The organism is Shigella sp. FC1567 (assembly GCF_001743015.1).
GTDB classification, from domain to species: Bacteria; Pseudomonadota; Gammaproteobacteria; order Enterobacterales; family Enterobacteriaceae; genus Escherichia; species Escherichia coli.
In genome coordinates this window covers 1-19,276 of the sequence record NZ_MIIV01000233.1, presented here as the reverse complement: position 1 = coordinate 19,276, position 19,276 = coordinate 1, and the positions used below count along the sequence as shown (strand labels likewise).

Annotated in this window: 20 protein-coding genes, 1 tRNA gene and 3 pseudogenes; 10 read left to right on the top strand and 14 right to left on the bottom strand. The window is 50.3% G+C overall.

All coding sequences use genetic code 11. The annotated features are described in order from the left end of the window. Positions 1–11 precede the first annotated feature (11 nt). The 4 genes from BHE85_RS14315 to uvrY all read right to left on the bottom strand — a co-directional run bounded on the left by BHE85_RS14315 (position 12) and on the right by uvrY (position 3,329). A tRNA-Gly gene (locus tag BHE85_RS14315) sits at positions 12–87 on the bottom strand. Between the two features lie 151 nt (positions 88–238). After that, a complete protein-coding gene (gene pgsA, locus BHE85_RS14310; protein WP_039064076.1) occupies positions 239–787 on the bottom strand; it encodes a CDP-diacylglycerol--glycerol-3-phosphate 3-phosphatidyltransferase in 549 nt (182 codons plus the stop codon). Positions 788–843: 56 nt separating this feature from the next. Continuing rightward, positions 844–2,676, bottom strand: a complete 1,833-nt coding sequence (uvrC, locus tag BHE85_RS14305; protein WP_001283416.1) for an excinuclease ABC subunit UvrC — start codon at positions 2,674–2,676, stop codon at positions 844–846. Beyond that, entirely contained in the window at positions 2,673–3,329 is a 657-nt protein-coding gene (uvrY, locus tag BHE85_RS14300) for a UvrY/SirA/GacA family response regulator transcription factor (protein ID WP_000611335.1), read from the bottom strand. The genes uvrC and uvrY overlap by 4 nt, the downstream gene beginning before the upstream one ends. 141 nt (positions 3,330–3,470) lie before the next feature. Between uvrY and BHE85_RS28245 the strand changes: the two are divergent. The 3 genes and pseudogenes from BHE85_RS28245 to yecF form a co-directional block, all read left to right on the top strand. Further along, positions 3,471–3,542 (top strand): annotated as a pseudogene (locus BHE85_RS28245) (transcriptional regulator); the annotation flags it as partial. Between the two features lie 81 nt (positions 3,543–3,623). Then, positions 3,624–3,800: a protein YecU gene (yecU, locus tag BHE85_RS14295; RefSeq protein WP_000590347.1), complete on the top strand. Its 177-nt coding sequence runs from the start codon at positions 3,624–3,626 to the stop codon at positions 3,798–3,800. Next, positions 3,787–4,011: a DUF2594 family protein YecF gene (gene yecF / locus BHE85_RS14290; RefSeq protein ID WP_000106474.1), complete on the top strand. Its 225-nt coding sequence runs from the start codon at positions 3,787–3,789 to the stop codon at positions 4,009–4,011. Before yecU ends, yecF begins: the two co-directional genes overlap by 14 nt. Positions 4,012–4,077: 66 nt before the next feature. Here the strand turns inward: yecF and sdiA are convergent. The 8 genes and pseudogenes from sdiA to BHE85_RS14250 all read right to left on the bottom strand — a co-directional run bounded on the left by sdiA (position 4,078) and on the right by BHE85_RS14250 (position 11,809). Then, positions 4,078–4,826: pseudogene (gene sdiA, locus BHE85_RS14285) on the bottom strand (transcriptional regulator SdiA). A gap of 229 nt (positions 4,827–5,055) precedes the next feature. Further along, entirely contained in the window at positions 5,056–5,808 is a 753-nt protein-coding gene (gene tcyN, locus BHE85_RS14280; RefSeq protein ID WP_001273020.1) for an L-cystine ABC transporter ATP-binding protein TcyN, read from the bottom strand. After that, positions 5,805–6,473, bottom strand: coding sequence for a cystine ABC transporter permease (gene tcyL / locus BHE85_RS14275; protein WP_001158211.1), 669 nt, complete (start codon positions 6,471–6,473; stop codon positions 5,805–5,807). Before tcyL ends, tcyN begins: the two co-directional genes overlap by 4 nt. 14 nt (positions 6,474–6,487) lie before the next feature. Continuing rightward, entirely contained in the window at positions 6,488–7,474 is a 987-nt protein-coding gene (dcyD, locus tag BHE85_RS14270; protein WP_001128240.1) for a D-cysteine desulfhydrase, read from the bottom strand. 104 nt (positions 7,475–7,578) lie between these two features. Next, entirely contained in the window at positions 7,579–8,379 is an 801-nt protein-coding gene (tcyJ, locus tag BHE85_RS14265) for a cystine ABC transporter substrate-binding protein (protein WP_001295643.1), read from the bottom strand. 87 nt (positions 8,380–8,466) lie between these two features. Continuing rightward, a complete protein-coding gene (gene fliZ, locus BHE85_RS14260) occupies positions 8,467–9,018 on the bottom strand; it encodes a flagella biosynthesis regulatory protein FliZ (RefSeq protein WP_004983035.1) in 552 nt (183 codons plus the stop codon). Positions 9,019–9,063: 45 nt separating this feature from the next. Beyond that, a complete protein-coding gene (gene fliA, locus BHE85_RS14255; RefSeq protein WP_001087468.1) occupies positions 9,064–9,783 on the bottom strand; it encodes an RNA polymerase sigma factor FliA in 720 nt (239 codons plus the stop codon). Between the two features lie 319 nt (positions 9,784–10,102). Then, positions 10,103–11,809, bottom strand: coding sequence for a FliC/FljB family flagellin (locus BHE85_RS14250; RefSeq protein WP_000079684.1), 1,707 nt, complete (start codon positions 11,807–11,809; stop codon positions 10,103–10,105). Positions 11,810–12,074: 265 nt separating this feature from the next. Here BHE85_RS14250 and fliD point away from each other — a divergent pair, with 265 nt between their 5' ends. The 4 genes and pseudogenes from fliD to amyA all read left to right on the top strand — a co-directional run bounded on the left by fliD (position 12,075) and on the right by amyA (position 15,847). Then, on the top strand, positions 12,075–13,481 hold the full coding sequence (gene fliD, locus BHE85_RS14245; RefSeq protein WP_000146775.1) for a flagellar filament capping protein FliD: 1,407 nt from the start codon (positions 12,075–12,077) through the stop codon (positions 13,479–13,481). Positions 13,482–13,505: 24 nt separating this feature from the next. Then, positions 13,506–13,916 (top strand): flagellar export chaperone FliS, encoded by a 411-nt coding sequence (gene fliS, locus BHE85_RS14240; protein ID WP_000270663.1) that lies wholly within the window; start codon positions 13,506–13,508, stop codon positions 13,914–13,916. After that, positions 13,916–14,282 (top strand): annotated as a pseudogene (fliT, locus tag BHE85_RS14235) (flagella biosynthesis regulatory protein FliT). The gene fliS and the pseudogene fliT overlap by 1 nt, the downstream one beginning before the upstream one ends. A 77-nt stretch (positions 14,283–14,359) precedes the next feature. Next, complete coding sequence (amyA, locus tag BHE85_RS14230) at positions 14,360–15,847, top strand: alpha-amylase (RefSeq protein ID WP_001245725.1); 1,488 nt, start codon at positions 14,360–14,362, stop codon at positions 15,845–15,847. A gap of 33 nt (positions 15,848–15,880) precedes the next feature. Here the strand turns inward: amyA and yedD are convergent, their stop codons facing one another. Then, on the bottom strand, positions 15,881–16,294 hold the full coding sequence (gene yedD, locus BHE85_RS14225) for a lipoprotein YedD (protein ID WP_004982887.1): 414 nt from the start codon (positions 16,292–16,294) through the stop codon (positions 15,881–15,883). Between the two features lie 186 nt (positions 16,295–16,480). Between yedD and yedE the strand changes: the two genes are divergently transcribed. The 3 genes from yedE to BHE85_RS14210 all read left to right on the top strand — a co-directional run bounded on the left by yedE (position 16,481) and on the right by BHE85_RS14210 (position 18,694). Further along, complete coding sequence (yedE, locus tag BHE85_RS14220) at positions 16,481–17,686, top strand: selenium metabolism membrane protein YedE/FdhT (RefSeq protein WP_000118901.1); 1,206 nt, start codon at positions 16,481–16,483, stop codon at positions 17,684–17,686. Further along, positions 17,683–17,916 (top strand): sulfurtransferase-like selenium metabolism protein YedF, encoded by a 234-nt coding sequence (gene yedF, locus BHE85_RS14215; RefSeq protein WP_000790505.1) that lies wholly within the window; start codon positions 17,683–17,685, stop codon positions 17,914–17,916. The genes yedE and yedF overlap by 4 nt, the downstream gene beginning before the upstream one ends. 106 nt (positions 17,917–18,022) lie before the next feature. Then, a complete protein-coding gene (locus BHE85_RS14210) occupies positions 18,023–18,694 on the top strand; it encodes an SOS response-associated peptidase (protein ID WP_000334580.1) in 672 nt (223 codons plus the stop codon). A gap of 39 nt (positions 18,695–18,733) precedes the next feature. Here BHE85_RS14210 and BHE85_RS14205 read toward each other — a convergent pair. Then, the coding region (locus BHE85_RS14205; protein ID WP_146628270.1) for an RNA-guided endonuclease InsQ/TnpB family protein at positions 18,734–19,276 on the bottom strand (543 nt) is incomplete at its 5' end.

Sequence of the window (19,276 nt, the reverse complement as noted above, 5' to 3'; positions counted from 1 at the left end):
GTCTTTTAAACTGGAGCGGGAAACGAGACTCGAACTCGCGACCCCGACCTTGGCAAGGTCGGGCTCTACCAACTGAGCTATTCCCGCATTCATTAAGCAATCAGTTAATCACTTGATTTTATTATCGTCTGGCAATCAGTGCCGCCGTTCGATGCGTTGCATTCTACTTACCTGGCGCGATGAGTCAACGATATTTTTCACCACTTTTGATCGTTTGCTGAAAATTACGCCGAAACGATCACTGATCAAGCAAATCTGCACGCGCAGCGCTCAAATATTGCAACATTGACCACAGAGTCAGCACCGCAGCCACAAAGAAAAGTGCAATACCGGCGTACTCAACCCAAATGTTCGGACGCCACAGCAGCCAGGCCAACGCCACCATCTGGGCAGTGGTTTTCACTTTCCCAATCCAGGAGACAGCCACGCTACTGCGTTTACCCAACTCCGCCATCCATTCGCGTAGCGCAGAAATAATAATTTCACGGGCGATCATCGTTGCCGCCGGTAGGGTCACCCACCAGCTGTGATAATGCTCGGTTACCAGCACCATGGCGATAGCCACGAGAACTTTATCTGCTACAGGGTCAAGGAAAGCACCAAACCGGGTACTCTGGTTCCAGCGGCGTGCCAGAAAACCATCGAACCAGTCAGTCACCGCCGCGACGCAGAAAATGAGCGCGGCGGCAAACGGCGACCAGGTGACAGGCAGATAAAAGAGCAATACAAAGAATGGGATAAGGATGACACGGAACAGTGTAAGCAACGTAGGGATATTAAATTGCATAATGACGGGTAACTATCTGTTGTCAGTAAGATTACCCCTATGTTGCTACAGAGACATCAATGTTTCAACGACCAGAAGATCTTTTCTGCCAGACCTTGCGAAATACCCGGCACTTTTGCAATTTCCTCGACGCTGGCGTTACGTAAACCTTGCAAACCGCCCATATATTTCAACAACATTTGCCGACGTTTTGGCCCGACGCCTTCAATGGTTTCCAGGGAACTGGTATTTTTGACCTTCGCCCGTTTTTTACGGTGCCCGCCAATCGCGTGATCATGTGATTCATCGCGAATATGCTGGATAACATGCAGCGCGGGTGAATCTGGCGGCAAACTAAATCCCTCATCTTCCGGCTCAAAGAACAGCGTTTCCAGTCCAGCCTTACGATCTGCTCCTTTGGCAACGCCAAGTAGCAGCGGATGATTTTTATCCCATGAGACATCCAGTTCGGCGAAGACATTTTTCGCCTGCGCAAGCTGGCCTTTGCCGCCGTCGATAAGGATCACATCCGGGATCTTACTGTCGTCAATGGCTTTACCATAACGCCGACGCAGCACCTGATTCATCGCCGCATAATCATCGCCCGGCGTGATGCCTGTAATGTTATAGCGCCGATACTCCGCACGCAGCGGGCCGTTAGCATCAAACACCACACAGGAAGCGACGGTTTGTTCGCCCATGGTATGGCTGATGTCAAAGCACTCCATCCGCTTCACTTCCGGCAATTTCAACACGCTGGCAAGCGCGGTCAGTCGCTGGTGAACGGTAGATTGCTGCGAAAGTTTGCTGGTTAAGGCCGTCGCCGCATTGGTGCGCGCGAGTTTCAGATAACGCGCCCTATCGCCGCGAGGTTTGGTTTGAACATTAATCTTGCGTCCCGCCAGTTCTGAAAGGGAATCGGCGAGCAGCGTTTTATCGCTAAGATTAAAATCGAGCAGGATCTCACCCGGTAAGGTGCGCATCTGGCTGCCTTGTAAATAGAACTGACCTACGAAGGTTTCTACCACCTCGCTCAGTTCCGTACCGCCAGGCACTTTCGGGAAATAGCTGCGGCTGCCGAGCACTTTGCCCTGACGAATGAACAATACGTGGACACAAGCCATGCCCGCATCGAACGCCACACCAATAACGTCAAGGTCGTCGCCGGTATTGGAAACAAACTGTTTTTCGGTGACGCGTCGCACCGCCTGAATTTGGTCGCGAATACGTGCCGCTTCTTCAAACTCCAGATTCTGACTGGCAGTTTCCATACGGCTAATGAGTTGCGTAAGCACCTGATCATCTTTGCCAGACAAAAACAGGCGCACATACTCGACCTGCTGAGCGTATTCTTCTTCACTCACCAGTCCTTCAACGCACGGTCCCAGACAGCGCCCTATCTGATATTGCAGACACGGACGCGAGCGATTGCGATAAACACTATTTTCGCACTGGCGAATGGGGAAAATCTTTTGCAGTAGCGCCAGAGTTTCACGTACGGCATAGCCATTCGGGAACGGGCCGAAATATTCACCTTTGGCATGCTTCGCACCACGATGCATCGCCAGACGCGGGTGGGTATCGCCACTCAGGAAGATAAAAGGATAAGATTTATCATCGCGTAGCAAAACGTTGTAACGCGGCTGATAGAGTTTGATGTAGTTGTGTTCCAGCAACAGCGCTTCGGTTTCTGTATGAGTAACCGTTACATCAATTTGCTGAATCTGGGCGACCAGCGCTTCGGTTTTGCGCGAAGCGAGGTTGCTACGGAAATAGCTGGAAAGCCGTTTTTTCAGGTCTTTCGCTTTGCCGACATAGATAACCGTACCACCAGCATCGTACATGCGATAAACGCCTGGCTGGCTGGTTACGGTTTTTAAAAACGCTTTTGCGTCAAACTGATCACTCACTGACTTGATAATGTCTCCGCATTACACAGACCATGGCGAATTGCCAGGTGAGTCAGCTCAACATCGCCATGAATGTTTAGTTTACTGAACATACGATAGCGGTAGCTGTTCACCGTTTTCGGACTGAGATTGAGCTGTTCTGAGATCTCATTGACCTTCTGGCCCTTGGTGATCATCAGCATAATCTGCAATTCACGTTCAGACAAACTGGCAAATGGGCTTTCTGTTTTTTCTGGTTCGATCTGGCTTAACGCCATTTGTTGAGCGATGTCAGAAGCAATGTAACGCTGCCCTGAATAGACAGAACGAATCGCACTCACGACTTCCTGCGGAGCCGCGCCTTTGCTGAGGTAGCCCGCAGCACCGGCCTGCATGACTTTCGCTGGTAAAGGGTTTTCTGTATGAACGGTAAGCATGATGATTTTGACATCAGCTGTGGAACGCGCGATTTTACGCGTCGCCTCAAGACCGCCAATGCCCGGCATACTCATGTCCATTAGCACCACGTCAACGGCATTTGTCCGGCACCACTTAACGGCGTCTTCACCGCACGATGCCTCACCGACGACTTTTATACCCTTTATATCTTCCAGAATGCGTCGTATCCCTGCGCGCACCAGTTCGTGGTCATCAACAAGTAGAACGTTGATCAAAGAAATATCTCCAGAAATAGGGATAACGCTACTGATAGTTAGTCATTCGTATATTAGCGGTTTTTATTGCAACTTTGAAACGTTAAAAATGGTGGGTATTCGATTTTTCTCTCGTTTTTGTCAATTCGATTGTCCACAGTTATGGTCACGCCCGTCACCAACGGCTTACCGGATCGTTTCACAGTAAGCCCTACGATGAAATGTGACAAAAATTGACTTTATTCAGCAAAAATGAAAATCAGCCCGCTGAATATGTAACATTAATTAACCCGAACAATACGGGCAAAAACATTCATGATAAAAATATTTATTGGTCATTATATTAACGTATTTTATAGCACTGCCGATATCACGCTCAAAAAACAACCACTGCTATTTTTAGCAAAGCTTATGGTATACTCCGCCGCCTTAACATTTTTCACCGCAAATTTTCATTGCAACATGACGAGGAAAATAAATGAGTACGCCTGATTTTTCTACTGCCGAGAATAATCAAGAACTGGCAAATGAAGTCTCCTGCCTGAAAGCGATGCTGACGCTGATGCTGCAGGCGATGGGACAAGCTGACGCGGGCCGCGTGATGTTAAAGATGGAAAAACAGCTTGCGCTGATCGAAGACGAAACCCAGGCTGCAGTATTTTCCAAAACGGTTAAGCAAATTAAACAAGCCTACCGTCAGTAATATAAAACCGGCTGAGAGCGTGCCTTTCAGCCGGTTTTTGCATCTGGCACGCAGAAAGAAAAGCGATCAAATTAAGCCAGTAGCGGCCGCGTAACAGGCCACCTGGGTCTTATTTGGTGCATTGATTTTTTTCTGCATGTTTTTCTGATGGAAATTGACCGTATTCTCAGAGATTGACAAAATCATCGCTATCTCTGCTGATGTCTTCCCTTCCGCCGTCCATTTCAGAATTTCTTTTTCGCGCTTGCTGAAATTCATCTCTGGCGTCATCACTATTTCATCATTTAAACGCATCAGAGCCATCAGACTTTCGCGCACCAGTAACTGCATTTTTAATTGCAGTTCATCACTAAGAATGGGTATTTCGCGTGTGCTGCAACGGGAAAAGGACAAAAAGCCCAGCGCCCGATTTGGCAGCATTAAATACTGAGTGACACCGCGGCGTAAACCATGTGCGTGCGCGGCTTCCCATAATGGCTGTGCTTCGCTGAATAAGTCATCATTCCACATTAAATGGCCCTGACTAAAGTTTTCAGGGTTCAGCACAGGATCAATTGCGAGAAAATTAGCACAGGATCAATTGCGAGAAAATTTTTTGCCTGATAATAACTAACCCACGACTCAGGGTAATTGGTGTAGAAAGCCACTTTAGGTCGCGTGAATGGTACCGGGTGGCGAACACATAACGAATAGTAATCGTACTCCAGCTGCTGAGCCTGAAGCTCTATTTCATGGTAGACCTCTTCTGCGGCCTCCATCCTCTGAAAACGCAACAGCATCGTGCGACGCCAACTGAAAAAATCCGTATCCTGCATAGTAAACCGCAACGCCCCTGAGAGTGAGTATCATTTATAATGATAATTCAAACTATCACATAAATAAGATTTATATATAATTTATATTATTCAGGCAATGAATTACTTTTGCAAGCCATCGCATTCTCTTATGTTATTAATGAGTTATGCTGATTTGTTAAGCAGTTTTATCACGCTTGAAATGGCGTCCCGCCCCGACAGGTGAATCGTCGGGGCTGATTTTTTCTTATTATTGCAGCAGAAACTTCTCGAGGAACTGTCGGGTGCGAGGCTGCTGGGGATCGGCAAATAACGCTTTTGCTGCCCCCTGCTCGACTATCCGCCCCAGGTCCATAAAAATCGCCCGGTCCGCAACATCCCGGGCAAAGCTCATTTCGTGCGTCACAATCACCATCGTGCGCTTTTCCTGCGCCAGCTGGCGGATTGTGTTCAGGACTTCGCCCACCAGCTCTGGATCCAGCGCTGACGTTGGCTCGTCAAACAAAATCACCTCAGGACGCATTGCCAGCGCACGCGCAATCGCTACACGCTGCTGTTGACCGCCAGACAAACGACGTGGATAGCTGGTTTCTTTACCGGCCAGCCCAACTTTCGCCAGCAGCTCGCGAGCGCGCGCCGTGGCCTCTTCTTTCGGTTCGCCTTTGACGATCACCGGCCCTTCAATAATGTTTTCCAGCACCGTACGATGCGGAAACAAATTAAAGTTCTGGAAGACAAACCCGACGTGCTGACGCAACTGGCGAATCAGCGATTTTTGCTGACTTAATGAACGTGCAGTATCAATAGTGATATCGCCAACGGTGATCGTTCCCGCTTCCGGTTGTTCCAGCAGATTTATGCTGCGTAGCAACGTGGTTTTGCCGGAACCACTCGGACCGATAATTGCCACCACTTCGCCAGGCTTTACCTCGAGGTCGATACCGTGCAGCACCGTCTGACCTTGGAATTTTTTCACCAGGTTCTTAACTTCAATGGCACTCATTTGGGTTCTCTCTCCTGGCGATTAAGTTGATTCTCAAAATGGTTCTGCAACGTCGATAACACAGTCGCCATGATCCAGTAGATGAGCGAAGCCGCCAGGTACATGGTGAACACCTCCAGCGTGCGCGAGGTAATCAACTGCGCCTGACGGAACAGCTCCGGCACCTGGATTGTCGCGGCCAGCGACGTATCTTTTACCAGACTGATAAAGCTGTTCGACAGCGGCGGCAACGCCACCCGCGCCGCCTGTGGCAAAATCGCGCGACGCATGGTCTGCCACGGCGTCATACCAATACTGGCAGCGGCTTCCCACTGACCTTTATCAATAGAAGAAATGGCGGCGCGCAGCGTTTCGGCGGCATAGGCGGCAGTGTTCAGCGACAGACCAATCATTGCTGACAGAATGGGATCTAATTCGATACCAAACTGCGGCAGGCCGTAATAGATCATAAACAGTTGTGCGATGAGCGGCGTACCACGAAAAATAGAGATATAAAAACGCGCCAGCCAGCGCACGGGCCAGATTGGCGACAGGCGCATCAGCGCGAGAATAAACCCGAGTAGTAAGCCAAAAAACATGCCGCCGATACTGAGTTGCAGGGTATACCCAGCCCCTTTCAACAGGAACGGCAAGGAATCAATAACCAGTTGTATACTTTCTTGCATGAGCGTTCCCGGAGCTAAACGTGGGGATGATAGGCGAACAGCGCAGGCGCGCCGCCGGTATGAATAAACAGAATCGGCCCTTCATCTTTGAAGCGTTTCTGACTGATACCGTCAATCAGCCCCGCCATCGCTTTTCCGGTATACACAGGATCAAGCAGAATGCCTTCCAGACGCGCCAGCAATTTCACTGCTTCCATGCCTTCGTCGTTCGGCACGCCGTAGCCAGGTGCAAAATAGTCATCCCAGAGTAAAATTTCCGCTGATGCGGTCAGCTCCAGTTCTTTCGCAATCGCCTGTTGTAGGTTAACCACTTTCGGCAATTGATCGGCAACGGAACGCGACACGGTCACGCCAATCAGTTCGCTTTCAGGCATCAGGTGTTCCAGCCCAACAGCCAATCCGGCGTGAGTTCCGGCACTGCCCGATGCGACCACCACCGACGAAATATTAACCGCCCCTTCACACTGTTGCGCGATTTCCAGCGCACTCTCCACATAACCCAGCGCGCCCAGAGCATTAGAACCGCCAACCGGAATGACATACGGGCGAAAGCCTTGTGCTTCGACTCGCGTCGCCAGCTCTTCCAGTTGGGCATTGGGATCGGTCAGTGCGTCGCACATTTCAATCTGGGTATTGAACAGATTCAGCAACAAACGATTGCCGTTGGTTAAATAGTTTTCTGCGGTTGTGCCAATAGGATTTTCCAGCAGCGCCACGCAGTGCAGGCCGAGTTTCGCCGCAACTGCGGCAGTCTGCCGCACATGGTTAGACTGGATCGCGCCGGCAGTAATCAGCGTATCGGCACCTTCGCGCAGGGCATCTGCCGCGAGAAATTCCAGCTTACGTAATTTATTGCCGCCCATTGCCATGGGTGTGACGTCATCCCGTTTGATGAAAATTTCCCGTCCAAGATAATCAGAAAAGCGCGGCAGATATTCGAGCGGCGTTGGCGCGCCGATAAACTCCAGCCGTGGAAAACGGGTTAAATTATGCAGTGGCATAATAGCCTCCGATGTGTGTTGTTGTGATTTTCTTATTATGCACGCTGAAAACGCGTAAATAAAAAAGGCGCTAGTGAAAGCGCCCTTTTTTGTCATTATGCTGATTATTTGGTCACATCAGCACCAAACCATTTTTCGGAAAGGGCTTGCAGAGTGCCATCTTTTTGCATTTCCGCAATTGCATCGTTCACTGCTTTCAGCAGGTCTTCATTTCCTTTACGCAGCGCCACGCCAGACTCCTGACGGGAGAATGCTTCACCGGTTACTGCCAGCGTATCGTTGGTTTTCTTCACCAGATCCAGCGCCGCCAGACGGTCAACGAGGATCGCATCGATACGGCCTACGCGCAGATCCTGATATTTGGTCGGGTCATCATCATAGGTACGCACATCGACGCCCTGAACATTCTGCCGCAGCCACTCTTCATAGTTGGTGCCCAGACCGACACCCACTTTTTTGCCTTTCAGATCAGCAGCCGTTTTAATGGTGCCTTCGTTACCTTTTTTCACCAGCGCCTGAATACCAGAAATGGTGTACGGGGTAGAGAAATCGTATTTTTTCTTGCGCTCATCAGAAATGGTGACCTGATTAATCACCACATCAATACGTTTAGAGTCCAGCGACGCTAGCATACCGTCCCATTTGGTCGGTTTTAGTGACGCCTCAACGCCAAGATGTTTTGCCAGCTGTTGGGCAAATTCCACTTCAAAACCGGTTAATTTGCCGTCATCCCCCTGAAAACTGAACGGCGGATAAGTTCCTTCCAGCCCTACCAGTAGCGTACCGCGCTCTTTGACTTTATTAAGCAGACCTTCATCTGCAAAACTTTTAACGCTCATGCCCGCAACCAGCGCCACGGCCATCACACCCATCAATGCCTGACGTCCCAGATGTGCTAATTTCATATTCACCCCGAATGTTGTTATGTCTGTTTGCAGTGTAGAGCCATTGTTTGTAAACACAAAAACAACTCCGCTACATCTTATTCTTATTTAATATATATCAGAAGCAGGCAGGCTGGAGGATTTCTGCACAAGTCCGGTACACGTTTGACGCTGATAGTGTTGATACTTCCGTAATGCGATGCGGTAATTGTTGGTGCTGGTGGTGGGCAGCCACGGGGCGAGGATTTCATCAAGGAAACCGTCCTGCAGCTGATCGAGGGAAATATTTTGCTCATGTAGATGATTCCCCAAACGGCGCAAACGAACGACATATTCACGCACCGTACCTGGGCTCATTTCAGTTTGCTCAAAAAGAAATTGCTTAAAGCCGATAATATCGAAAAAATCACTCTGCGTTTTGCAATGTAAATCACCGCAAAATCGGCACAATGCCGCCCATGACTGTTGTTCCACTTGCCAGCCATTTTCATCAAGCAGCGTGTCCAGGCGGGAAATCTCGATTTTATTCACTATTTTGCCGTCGCGAACTAAGGTAATGCGATCGAGTAATTTACGGCAATGCGCGCAATGGGCCTGGCTGTGTTTAAAGTCTTTAAGATAGCGGCTTAATGGCCGTCTTTTCAGGTGCTGCACCATCATTAAGAACTCCTGGTAGTCAAAGTTAAAGTGCGGCATTTACTGACGTTATAACTTACCCAGTTTAGTGCTTAACCGTTTAATGGCCTGGCTGTGTAACTGACTGACCCGCGATTCCCCGACCTCCAGCACCGCGCCAATCTCTTTGAGATTCAGCTCTTCCTGGTAATAGAGGGTTAATACCAGTTTTTCGCGCTCCGGCAACGTTTCGATAGCTTCCATCACCCGCTGGCGCAGATTACTGTCCAGCAGTTGTTGTAGCGGGTTTTCTCGCTGATGATCATCAGTAACCAGTTCGATGCTATCGCCGTGCTCTTCGCGCCACTCATCGTAGGAGAAAAGCTGGCTGTTATTGGTGTCGAGCAACATTTGGCGATAATCGGCAATATCGATCCCTAAACGTTCCGCTACCTCAGTTTCCGTGGCGTTGCGGCCAAGTTCCTGCTCCAGTTGCCCTATTGCCTGTGCCACTTCACGCGCGTTGCGTCGCACGCTGCGCGGCACCCAGTCACGGCTGCGAAGTTCATCCAGCATAGCGCCACGGATACGCTGCACTGCGTAAGTTGTAAATGCCGTTCCTTGTAGGGCGTCATAGCGTTCGACGGCATTAAGTAACCCAATGCCGCCCGCCTGTAGCAGATCGTCAAGTTCCACGCTCGCGGGCAGTCGAACCTGCAGGCGCAATGCTTCGTGACGCACCAGCGGGACATAACGCTGCCACAGCGAGTGTTTATCCATTACACCTTCAGCGGTATAGAGTGAATTCACGATAAACAGCCCTGCGTTATATGAGTTATCGGCATGATTATCCGTTTCTGCAGGGTTTTTAATCGGACGATTAGTGGGTGAAATGAGGGGTTATTTGGGGGTTACCGGTAAATTCCATGCAGAAAAAACCCCGCCGGTGGCGGGGAAGCACGTTGCTGACAAATTGCGCTTTATGTTGCCGGATGCGGCGTAAACGCCTTATCCGGCCTACAAAAATGTGCAAATTCAATAAATTGCAATTCACCTTGTAGGCCTGATAAGTGCAGCGCATCAGGCAATTTGGCGTTGCCGTCAGTCTCAGTTAATCAGGTTACGACGATTAACCCTGCAGCAGAGACAGAACCTGCTGCGGTACCTGGTTGGCTTTTGCCAGCACGGAGTTACCGGCCTGCTGGATGATCTGCGCTTTCGACATGTTGGACACTTCGGTCGCATAGTCGGCGTCCTGAATACGGGACTGCGCTTCAGACAGGTTGGTAGTGGTGTTGTTCAGGTTGGTGACTGCAGAATCCAGACGGTTCTGAATAGCACCCAGGGATGAACGGAATTTGTCGATGGAGCTGATAGCTTCATCCAGGGCAGCCAGAGGATCTTTGGTTGCAGTGCCTGCACTGGTGGTTTCAGTGGTCAGTTTGCCTGTAGAGTTAACATAAGCCTGTGCCCCAACAGTAGCTGCAAATTTACCAGTTGCACCTGCGCCATTTGAAGCTACAGTTACTGTACCGGTATCCTTATCGACGTTGTAGTTGATAGTGTAAGATGCGGTTGTGGTGAGCTCTTTGTCTGCATCAGTATAGGTGTCATTCGAATTACCAGCACCATTAGTATTCGCACCACCGAAGGACGCCGTTGCAGACTGAATACCTGTATTATACTTAATTGTCGCACCAGTAACTGCTGTGTTAGCCGTTGCAGCACTCTGCACTGTGCTCAGTACAGTATCAGCGCTTACAGTTTTGGTGTAGGTTACGCCAGAAGTTGCCGCTGCACCAAAGTTATAAGTTGTGCCAGACAACTGGATAGAACCAGTTGTCGCTAAGGTACTACCGCTAGCAAACAGATCGGACAATTTCGCTGAAGATGCAATGCCGGCGTTGTTTGTAGATAGGTTACCAGTGGCGTCCAGGTACGCGGCTTTACCACCGATGGTCACATCGCCATTAGCATCTACATCAAACTTCACATCACCAGTACTACGAGTATAAACACCTGATGCAGTAGTGCCAGCCGCTGGTTTCAGAGTATTCGCAAAGTTAACAACATCGCCATCTGCAACTGTTGCTTGAGTGGTGAAGTTCCCTTTAGCCGCATCATAAGTATAGATCGCAGCACTCGAGCCAGTAGTAGTAACTGTATCTCCGGTTTTCAGGCGAGACAGTGCATCGCTAGCGCTGAGTGCTGTATTGTTTGTGGTCACAGCATAAGGACCTGTTCCCGTTGCACCAGCAGCGGTCAGATCGCTGACTGTAGCAGCTTTGTTCGCAATAGTGCCTTTGCCATTCACGTTAAAACCATTCAGCCCCAGCGTATCTGAGTCAATTTTCTTCAGATCAATCGTGATAGTCTGGCCGTCATTCGCACCAACCTGAATTTTCATTGAACCGTCTTTCGCCAGTACGTTCACGCCGTTGAACTGGGTCTGGCCAGATACGCGGTCAATTTCGTCCAGACGGGATTTGATTTCGTCCTGAATGGAGTCCAGATCCGAATCGGAGTTAGTCCCGGTAGAAGCCTGAACCGTCAGTTCAAGAATACGCTGTAAGTTGTTGTTGATTTCGGACAGCGCGCCTTCAGTGGTCTGCGCAACGGAGATACCGTCGTTGGCGTTACGGGCCGCCTGAGTCAGGCCTTTAATATTAGAAGTAAAACGGTTAGCAATCGCCTGACCTGCGGCGTCATCCTTCGCGCTGTTAATACGCAAGCCAGAAGACAGACGCTCGATAGAACTCGACAGCGCAGACTGGTTCTTGTTGATATTATTTTGAGTGATCAGCGAGAGGCTGTTGGTATTAATGACTTGTGCCATGATTCGTTATCCTATATTGCAAGTCGTTGATTACGTATTGGGTTTCCACCCGTCGGCTCAATCGCCGTCAACCCTGTTATCGTCTGTCGTAAAACAACCTTTAGAATTTTTTTCACAAACAGCCATTTTTTGTTAGTCGCCGAAATACTCTTTTCTCTGCCCCTTATTCCCGCTATTAAAAAAAACAATTAAACGTAAACTTTGCGCAATTCAGGCCAATAACCCCGGTATTCGTTTTACGTGTCGAAAGATAAAAGGAAATCGCATGGCAAGTATTTCATCGCTGGGAGTCGGGTCAGGTCTGGATTTAAGTTCAATCCTTGATAGCCTCACCGCCGCGCAAAAAGCGACGCTAACCCCTATTTCAAATCAGCAATCGTCGTTTACCGCTAAACTTAGCGCCTACGGTACGCTGAAAAGCGCGCTGACGACTTTCCAGACCGCCAATACTGCATTGTCTAAAGCCGATCTTTTTTCCGCCACCAGCACTACCAGCAGCACCACCGCGTTCAGTGCCACCACTGCGGGTAACGCCATCGCCGGGAAATACACCATCAGCGTCACCCATCTGGCGCAGGCGCAAACCCTGACCACGCGCACCACCAGAGATGATACGAAAACGGCGATCGCCACCAGCGACAGCAAACTCACCATTCAACAAGGCGGCGACAAAGATCCGATTACCATTGATATCAGCGCGGCTAACTCATCGTTAAGCGGGATCCGTGATGCTATCAACAACGCAAAAGCGGGCGTAAGTGCGAGCATCATTAACGTGGGTAACGGTGAATATCGTCTGTCAGTCACATCAAATGACACCGGCCTTGATAATGCGATGACACTCTCGGTCAGCGGTGATGATGCGCTACAAAGTTTTATGGGCTATGACGCCAGTGCCAGCAGCAACGGTATGGAGGTCTCGGTCGCCGCCAAGAATGCGCAGCTGACGGTCAACAACGTCGCCATTGAGAACAGCAGCAACACCATCAGCGACGCGCTGGAAAACATCACCCTGAACCTGAACGATGTCACCACGGGCAACCAGACGCTAACCATCACTCAGGACACCTCCAAAGCGCAAACGGCGATTAAAGACTGGGTGAATGCCTATAACTCGTTAATAGATACCTTCAGTAGCCTGACCAAATACACCGCCGTAGATGCGGGAGCTGATAGCCAGAGTTCTAGCAATGGCGCACTGCTCGGCGACTCCACGCTGCGGACGATTCAGACGCAGTTGAAGTCGATGCTGAGTAATACCGTCAGTTCTTCCAGCTATAAAACGCTGGCGCAGATTGGTATCACGACCGATCCCAGCGATGGCAAACTGGAACTGGATGCCGACAAACTCACCGCTGCACTGAAAAAAGATGCCAGCGGCGTAGGTGCATTGATTGTTGGCGATGGTAAAAAAACCGGCATCACGACCACCATCGGCAGCAACCTGACCAGTTGGCTTTCGACAACGGGCATTATTAAAGCCGCTACCGATGGCGTTAGTAAGACCCTGAATAAGTTAACTAAAGACTACAACGCCGCCAGCGATCGCATTGATGCGCAGGTCGCGCGCTACAAAAAACAATTTACCCAACTGGACGTTTTAATGACCTCGTTAAACAGCACCAGCAGCTACTTAACGCAGCAGTTCGAAAACAACAGTAATTCCAAGTAATCATTATTCATCGGGAGACAGGTCATGTACGCGGCAAAAGGCACCCAGGCCTATGCACAAATTGGCGTCGAAAGCGCCGTAATGAGCGCCAGCCAGCAGCAGCTGGTCACCATGCTATTTGATGGAGTGCTGAGCGCACTGGTTAGAGCGCGCCTGTTTATGCAGGACAACAATCAGCAAGGCAAAGGCGTCTCTTTGTCAAAAGCGATCAACATCATTGAGAACGGACTGCGGGTGAGTCTTGATGAAGAGAGCAAAGACGAACTAACCCAAAACTTGATTGCTCTTTATAGCTATATGGTCAGGCGCTTGCTGCAAGCCAATTTACGCAACGATGTCTCCGCAGTCGAAGAAGTGGAAGCATTAATGCGCAATATTGCCGATGCCTGGAAAGAGTCGTTACTCTCCCCTTCTTTGATTCAGGACCCAGTCTGATGAACCATGCACCGCATTTGTATTTCGCCTGGCAACAACTCGTCGAAAAAAGCCAGCTCATGTTACGCCTGGCAACGGAAGAACAATGGGACGAACTCATCGCCAGCGAAATGGCGTATGTGAATGCGGTGCAGGAGTATAGCACACCTGACTGAAGAGGTTGCCCCGTCCACCACGATGCAGGAGCAGCTCCGCCCGATGCTGCGCCTGATTCTCGACAACGAAAGCAAGGTAAAGCAGTTATTACAGATTCGTATGGATGAACTGGCGAAACTGGTCGGTCAGTCATCGGTGCAAAAATCGGTGTTAAGTGCCTATGGCGATCAGGGCGGCTTTGTGCTGGCTCCGCAAGATAACTTCTCGTGAATCTTAACGAGCTAATGGTTCGCGAATAATCCGATTACGGCTACGCTTCTAATGTTCCCCTTGAATGGAGTCGAAGAATGCGTAATCCCACGCTGTTACAATGTTTTCACTGGTATTACCCGGAAGGCGGTAAGCTCTGGCCTGAACTGGCCGAGCGCGCCGACGGTTTTAATGATATTGGTATCAATATGGTCTGGTTGCCGCCCGCCTATAAAGGCGCATCGGGCGGGTATTCGGTCGGCTACGACTCCTATAATTTATTTGATTTAGGCGAGTTTGATCAGAAAGGCAGCATCCCTACTAAATATGGCGATAAAGTACAATTGCTGGCCGCCATTGACGCCCTGAAACGTAATGACATTGCGGTGCTGTTGGACGTGGTAGTCAACCACAAAATGGGCGCGGATGAAAAAGAAGCTATTCGCGTGCAGCGTGTAAATGCTGACGACCGTACGCAAATTGATGAAGAAATCATTGAGTGCGAAGGCTGGACGCGTTACACCTTCCCCGCCCGTGCCGGGCAATACTCACAGTTTATCTGGGATTTCAAATGTTTTAGCGGTATCGACCATATCGAAAACCCTGATGAAGATGGCATATTTAAAATTGTTAACGACTACACCGGCGAAGGCTGGAACGATCAGGTTGATGATGAATTAGGTAATTTCGATTATCTGATGGGCGAGAATATCGATTTTCGCAATCATGCCGTGACGGAAGAGATTAAATACTGGGCGCGCTGGGTGATGGAACAAACGCAATGCGACGGTTTTCGTCTTGATGCGGTCAAACATATTCCGGCGTGGTTTTATAAAGAGTGGATCGAACACGTACAGGAAGTTGCGCCAAAGCCGCTGTTTATTGTGGCGGAGTACTGGTCGCATGAAGTCGATAAACTGCAAACGTATATTGATCAGGTGGAAGGCAAAACCATGCTGTTCGATGCGCCGCTGCAGATGAAATTCCATGAAGCATCGCGCATGGGGCGCGACTACGACATGACGCAGATTTTCACGGGTACATTAGTGGAAGCCGATCCTTTCCACGCCGTGACGCTCGTTGCCAATCACGACACCCAACCGTTGCAAGCCCTCGAAGCGCCGGTCGAACCGTGGTTTAAACCGCTGGCGTATGCCTTAATTTTGTTGCGGGAAAATGGCGTTCCTTCGGTATTCTATCCGGACCTCTACGGTGCGCATTACGAAGATGTCGGTGGTGACGGGCAAACCTATCCGATAGATATGCCAATAATCGAACAGCTTGATGAGTTAATTCTCGCCCGTCAGCGTTTCGCCCACGGTGTACAGACGTTATTTTTCGACCATCCGAACTGCATTGCCTTTAGCCGCAGTGGCACCGACGAATATCCCGGCTGCGTGGTGGTCATGTCGAACGGGGATGATGGCGAAAAAACCATTCATCTGGGAGAGAATTACGGCAATAAAACCTGGCGTGATTTTCTGGGGAACCGGCAAGAGAGCGTAATAACCGACGAACACGGCGAAGCAACCTTCTTTTGCAACGGCGGCAGCGTCAGCGTGTGGGTTATCGAAGAGGTGATTTAAATTCATCCCCGGCGGCAAGCCGGGGAGATTTCATTACGGCAGTGGCGTCGGTAACGGCGCTTTATCCAGCGCGGCGGCACACTCTGCCGTCGGGCGATCCACACGCTCCATCGTCATACCATCGTACTCAATGGTGTTACCGTCACGCTCAACCTCGTACAGCTCACGTTTTACGGTAACGTTAGTGAGATCATCAGACATCAATGCCAACTTACCCGGCACAGCAATCACCCGCTGCCACTGACGGCAATCCAGAGTATCACCCTCTTTAGTGACAATCAGGCTGCCTATCGCTTCCGGACTGACCAGCGCACGTTGCGGCCCTTTGGTCTGCCAGTAGCCCGCCAGCCAGTCCGGCGCGGGGGTTTTCACGACATTGTTATAGTTTTCGACTTCGGCACAGCCCGCCAGCAACATGAGCGCGCCTGCAATTGCGAGTTTTTTCATCATTCGTCCTGCATGAGAAGAAAAGAGGATTGTGGCATTAAAGCCCTGATGTCGCCAGCCTTTCCAGGTTCAGAGAGAAATTTGATCTAACTATTATTTTTGTGAATTATTACCCCGAAAATAAATTTGCATGATGTATGATTCGCGACTCTTGTTTCAAACCTTCTGAGTTCAGAGGCTACATTCATGTCATGGCAGCAATTCAAACACGCCTGGTTGATTAAATTCTGGGCACCCATCCCTGCGGTCATCGCGGCGGGTATTCTCTCCACTTACTATTTTGGCATTACTGGCACCTTTTGGGCTGTCACGGGTGAATTTACCCGTTGGGGCGGCCAGCTCCTGCAGCTGTTTGGCGTCCATGCTGAAGAGTGGGGTTATTTTAAAATTATCCATCTGGAAGGATCGCCATTAACCCGCATCGACGGGATGATGATCCTCGGCATGTTTGGCGGCTGCTTTGCCGCAGCGCTGTGGGCCAACAATGTCAAACTGCGCATGCCACGCAGCCGTATCCGCATTATGCAGGCCATTATTGGCGGTATTATCGCTGGTTTTGGCGCGCGTCTGGCAATGGGCTGTAACCTGGCGGCGTTCTTTACCGGTATTCCTCAGTTCTCGCTGCATGCCTGGTTCTTTGCCATCGCCACTGCCATTGGTTCATGGTTTGGCGCACGCTTTACCCTGCTGCCCATCTTCCGTATTCCCGTGAAAATGCAGAAAGTTTCTGCCGCCTCACCGCTGACGCAAAAACCGGATCAGGCGCGGCGTCGTTTTCGTCTCGGGATGCTGGTCTTTTTCGGTATGCTGGGCTGGGCGCTGCTCACGGCGATGAACCAACCAAAACTGGGGCTGGCAATGCTGTTTGGCGTCGGCTTTGGTTTACTGATTGAACGTGCGCAAATCTGCTTTACTTCGGCGTTCCGCGATATGTGGATCACCGGACGTACCCATATGGCGAAAGCAATCATTATCGGTATGGCGGTGAGTGCCATCGGGATCTTCAGTTACGTACAGTTAGGCGTTGAACCCAAAATCATGTGGGCGGGACCAAACGCGGTAATTGGTGGTTTACTGTTTGGTTTTGGCATCGTGCTGGCAGGCGGCTGCGAAACCGGCTGGATGTACCGCGCGGTAGAAGGCCAGGTGCACTACTGGTGGGTCGGTCTGGGCAATGTGATCGGCTCGACGATTCTGGCGTATTACTGGGATGATTTCGCTCCGGCGCTGGCCACCGACTGGGACAAAATCAACCTGCTGAAAACCTTTGGCCCGATGGGTGGCCTGCTGGTGACATATTTGCTGTTGTTTACTGCGCTGATGTTGATTATCGGCTGGGAAAAACGCTTCTTCCGCCGTGCGGCACCGCAGACTGCTAAGGAGATCGCATGAAAAATATCGTTCCTGATTACCGCCTTGATATGGTGGGTGAACCCTGCCCTTATCCGGCAGTCGCAACCCTTGAGGCGATGCCGCAGTTAAAAAAAGGGGAAATCCTGGAAGTGGTGAGCGACTGTCCACAGTCGATCAATAATATTCCACTGGATGCGCGTAATCACGGCTATACGGTGCGGGATATTCAGCAAGACGGGCCGACCATTCGTTATTTAATTCAGAAGTAATCCCTCATTCCCGCTGTGGCCCACAGCGGGAACATCGTTGCCTCTGACACATAGATTTTACCCGCCCCCTCTCCTATTCTTTTCAGTATGATCTCAGGAGGTTTCTATGTGTGGACGCTTTGCCCAATCCCAAACGCGTGAAGATTACCTTGCGCTTCTCGCGGAAGATATTGAACGCGATATTCCCTACGATCCCGAACCCATTGGCAGATACAACGTCGCGCCGGGAACCAAAGTTCTTCTGCTCAGTGAACGTGATGAACACCTTCATCTGGATCCGGTTTTCTGGGGATATGCTCCCGGATGGTGGGATAAACCGCCGCTGATTAACGCCCGCGTAGAAACTGCCGCAACCAGTCGCATGTTTAAACCGCTCTGGCAACATGGTCGGGCAATCTGTTTTGCCGATGGCTGGTTTGAGTGGAAAAAAGAAGGCGACAAAAAACAGCCTTTTTTTATCTATCGTGCTGATGGACAACCTATTTTTATGGCCGCGATAGGTAGCACACCATTTGAGCATGGTGACGAAGCCGAAGGATTTTTAATTGTCACTGCTGCAGCAGACCAGGGTCTGGTAGACATTCATGACCGCCGCCCGCTGGTTCTGTCGCCAGAAGCTGCACAGGAATGGATGCGGCAAGAGATTGGCGGTAAAGAAGCATCAGAAATTGCTACCAACGGCTGTGTGCCAGCAAACCAGTTCACCTGGCACCCGGTATCGCGCGCGGTAGGTAATGTCAAAAACCAGGGCGCGGAGTTAATTCAACCTGTTTGTTGACATCCTCCACGCCCTGAAGGACGAGGCTCCCTGCTACGTTCAGGCTGTCGCCTGAATCATTTCGGTGGGTTCCTGCTTCAACGGGCGGCCTGACTGCACCATCTCTCCACAGGCAAGAACGGCGTGCCCCGCCGCTAAAATGTTACGAGCGCCATTTACATCGGCGTTCGCTGTATATCCACATACCTGGCATCTGAATTTACTTTGTGACAGGCGGTTTTCTTTCGCTGTATGACCACAGCACGCGCAACGCTGGCTTGTGCACGCTGGCGGAACAGCAAACACCTGACCGCCACGCCAGAGCTGCTTGTACTCAAGCTGGCGGCGCATTTCATACCAGCCCTGATCCAGTATCGAACGGTTTAAACCTGATTTTGCCCGGACATTGCGCCCCGGCTGGCTGACCGTACCCGCTGCTGACTTTGACATGTTGCTGACCTTCAAATCCTCAATGACTATCATTGCGTGGTTTTTGCTGACGGTCGTTGTGACTTTGTGAAGGTAGTCCCTGCGGATATTTGCGATACAGGAATGCAGTCGCTGTATTTTGCGTTTCTGCTTCTGCCAGTTGTTGCTGAATTT

Bases quoted from the DNA above. Each gene is read 5' to 3' on its own strand.
- amyA (WP_001245725.1), top strand. From the start codon at position 14,360: ATGCGTAATCCCACGCTGTTACAATGTTTTCACTGGTATTACCCGGAA.
- tcyN (WP_001273020.1), bottom strand. From the start codon at position 5,808: ATGAGTGCCATTGAAGTTAAGAACCTGGTGAAAAAATTCCAAGGTCAG.
- fliS (WP_000270663.1), top strand. From the start codon at position 13,506: ATGTACGCGGCAAAAGGCACCCAGGCCTATGCACAAATTGGCGTCGAA.
- fliZ (WP_004983035.1), bottom strand. From the start codon at position 9,018: ATGATGGTGCAGCACCTGAAAAGACGGCCATTAAGCCGCTATCTTAAA.
- pgsA (WP_039064076.1), bottom strand. From the start codon at position 787: ATGCAATTTAATATCCCTACGTTGCTTACACTGTTCCGTGTCATCCTT.
- yedD (WP_004982887.1), bottom strand. From the start codon at position 16,294: ATGAAAAAACTCGCAATTGCAGGCGCGCTCATGTTGCTGGCGGGCTGT.
- BHE85_RS14250 (WP_000079684.1), bottom strand. From the start codon at position 11,809: ATGGCACAAGTCATTAATACCAACAGCCTCTCGCTGATCACTCAAAAT.
- yecF (WP_000106474.1), top strand. From the start codon at position 3,787: ATGAGTACGCCTGATTTTTCTACTGCCGAGAATAATCAAGAACTGGCA.
- yecU (WP_000590347.1), top strand. From the start codon at position 3,624: ATGATAAAAATATTTATTGGTCATTATATTAACGTATTTTATAGCACT.
- yedF (WP_000790505.1), top strand. From the start codon at position 17,683: ATGAAAAATATCGTTCCTGATTACCGCCTTGATATGGTGGGTGAACCC.
- fliD (WP_000146775.1), top strand. From the start codon at position 12,075: ATGGCAAGTATTTCATCGCTGGGAGTCGGGTCAGGTCTGGATTTAAGT.
- tcyJ (WP_001295643.1), bottom strand. From the start codon at position 8,379: ATGAAATTAGCACATCTGGGACGTCAGGCATTGATGGGTGTGATGGCC.
- BHE85_RS14210 (WP_000334580.1), top strand. From the start codon at position 18,023: ATGTGTGGACGCTTTGCCCAATCCCAAACGCGTGAAGATTACCTTGCG.
- tcyL (WP_001158211.1), bottom strand. From the start codon at position 6,473: ATGCAAGAAAGTATACAACTGGTTATTGATTCCTTGCCGTTCCTGTTG.
- yedE (WP_000118901.1), top strand. From the start codon at position 16,481: ATGTCATGGCAGCAATTCAAACACGCCTGGTTGATTAAATTCTGGGCA.
- dcyD (WP_001128240.1), bottom strand. From the start codon at position 7,474: ATGCCACTGCATAATTTAACCCGTTTTCCACGGCTGGAGTTTATCGGC.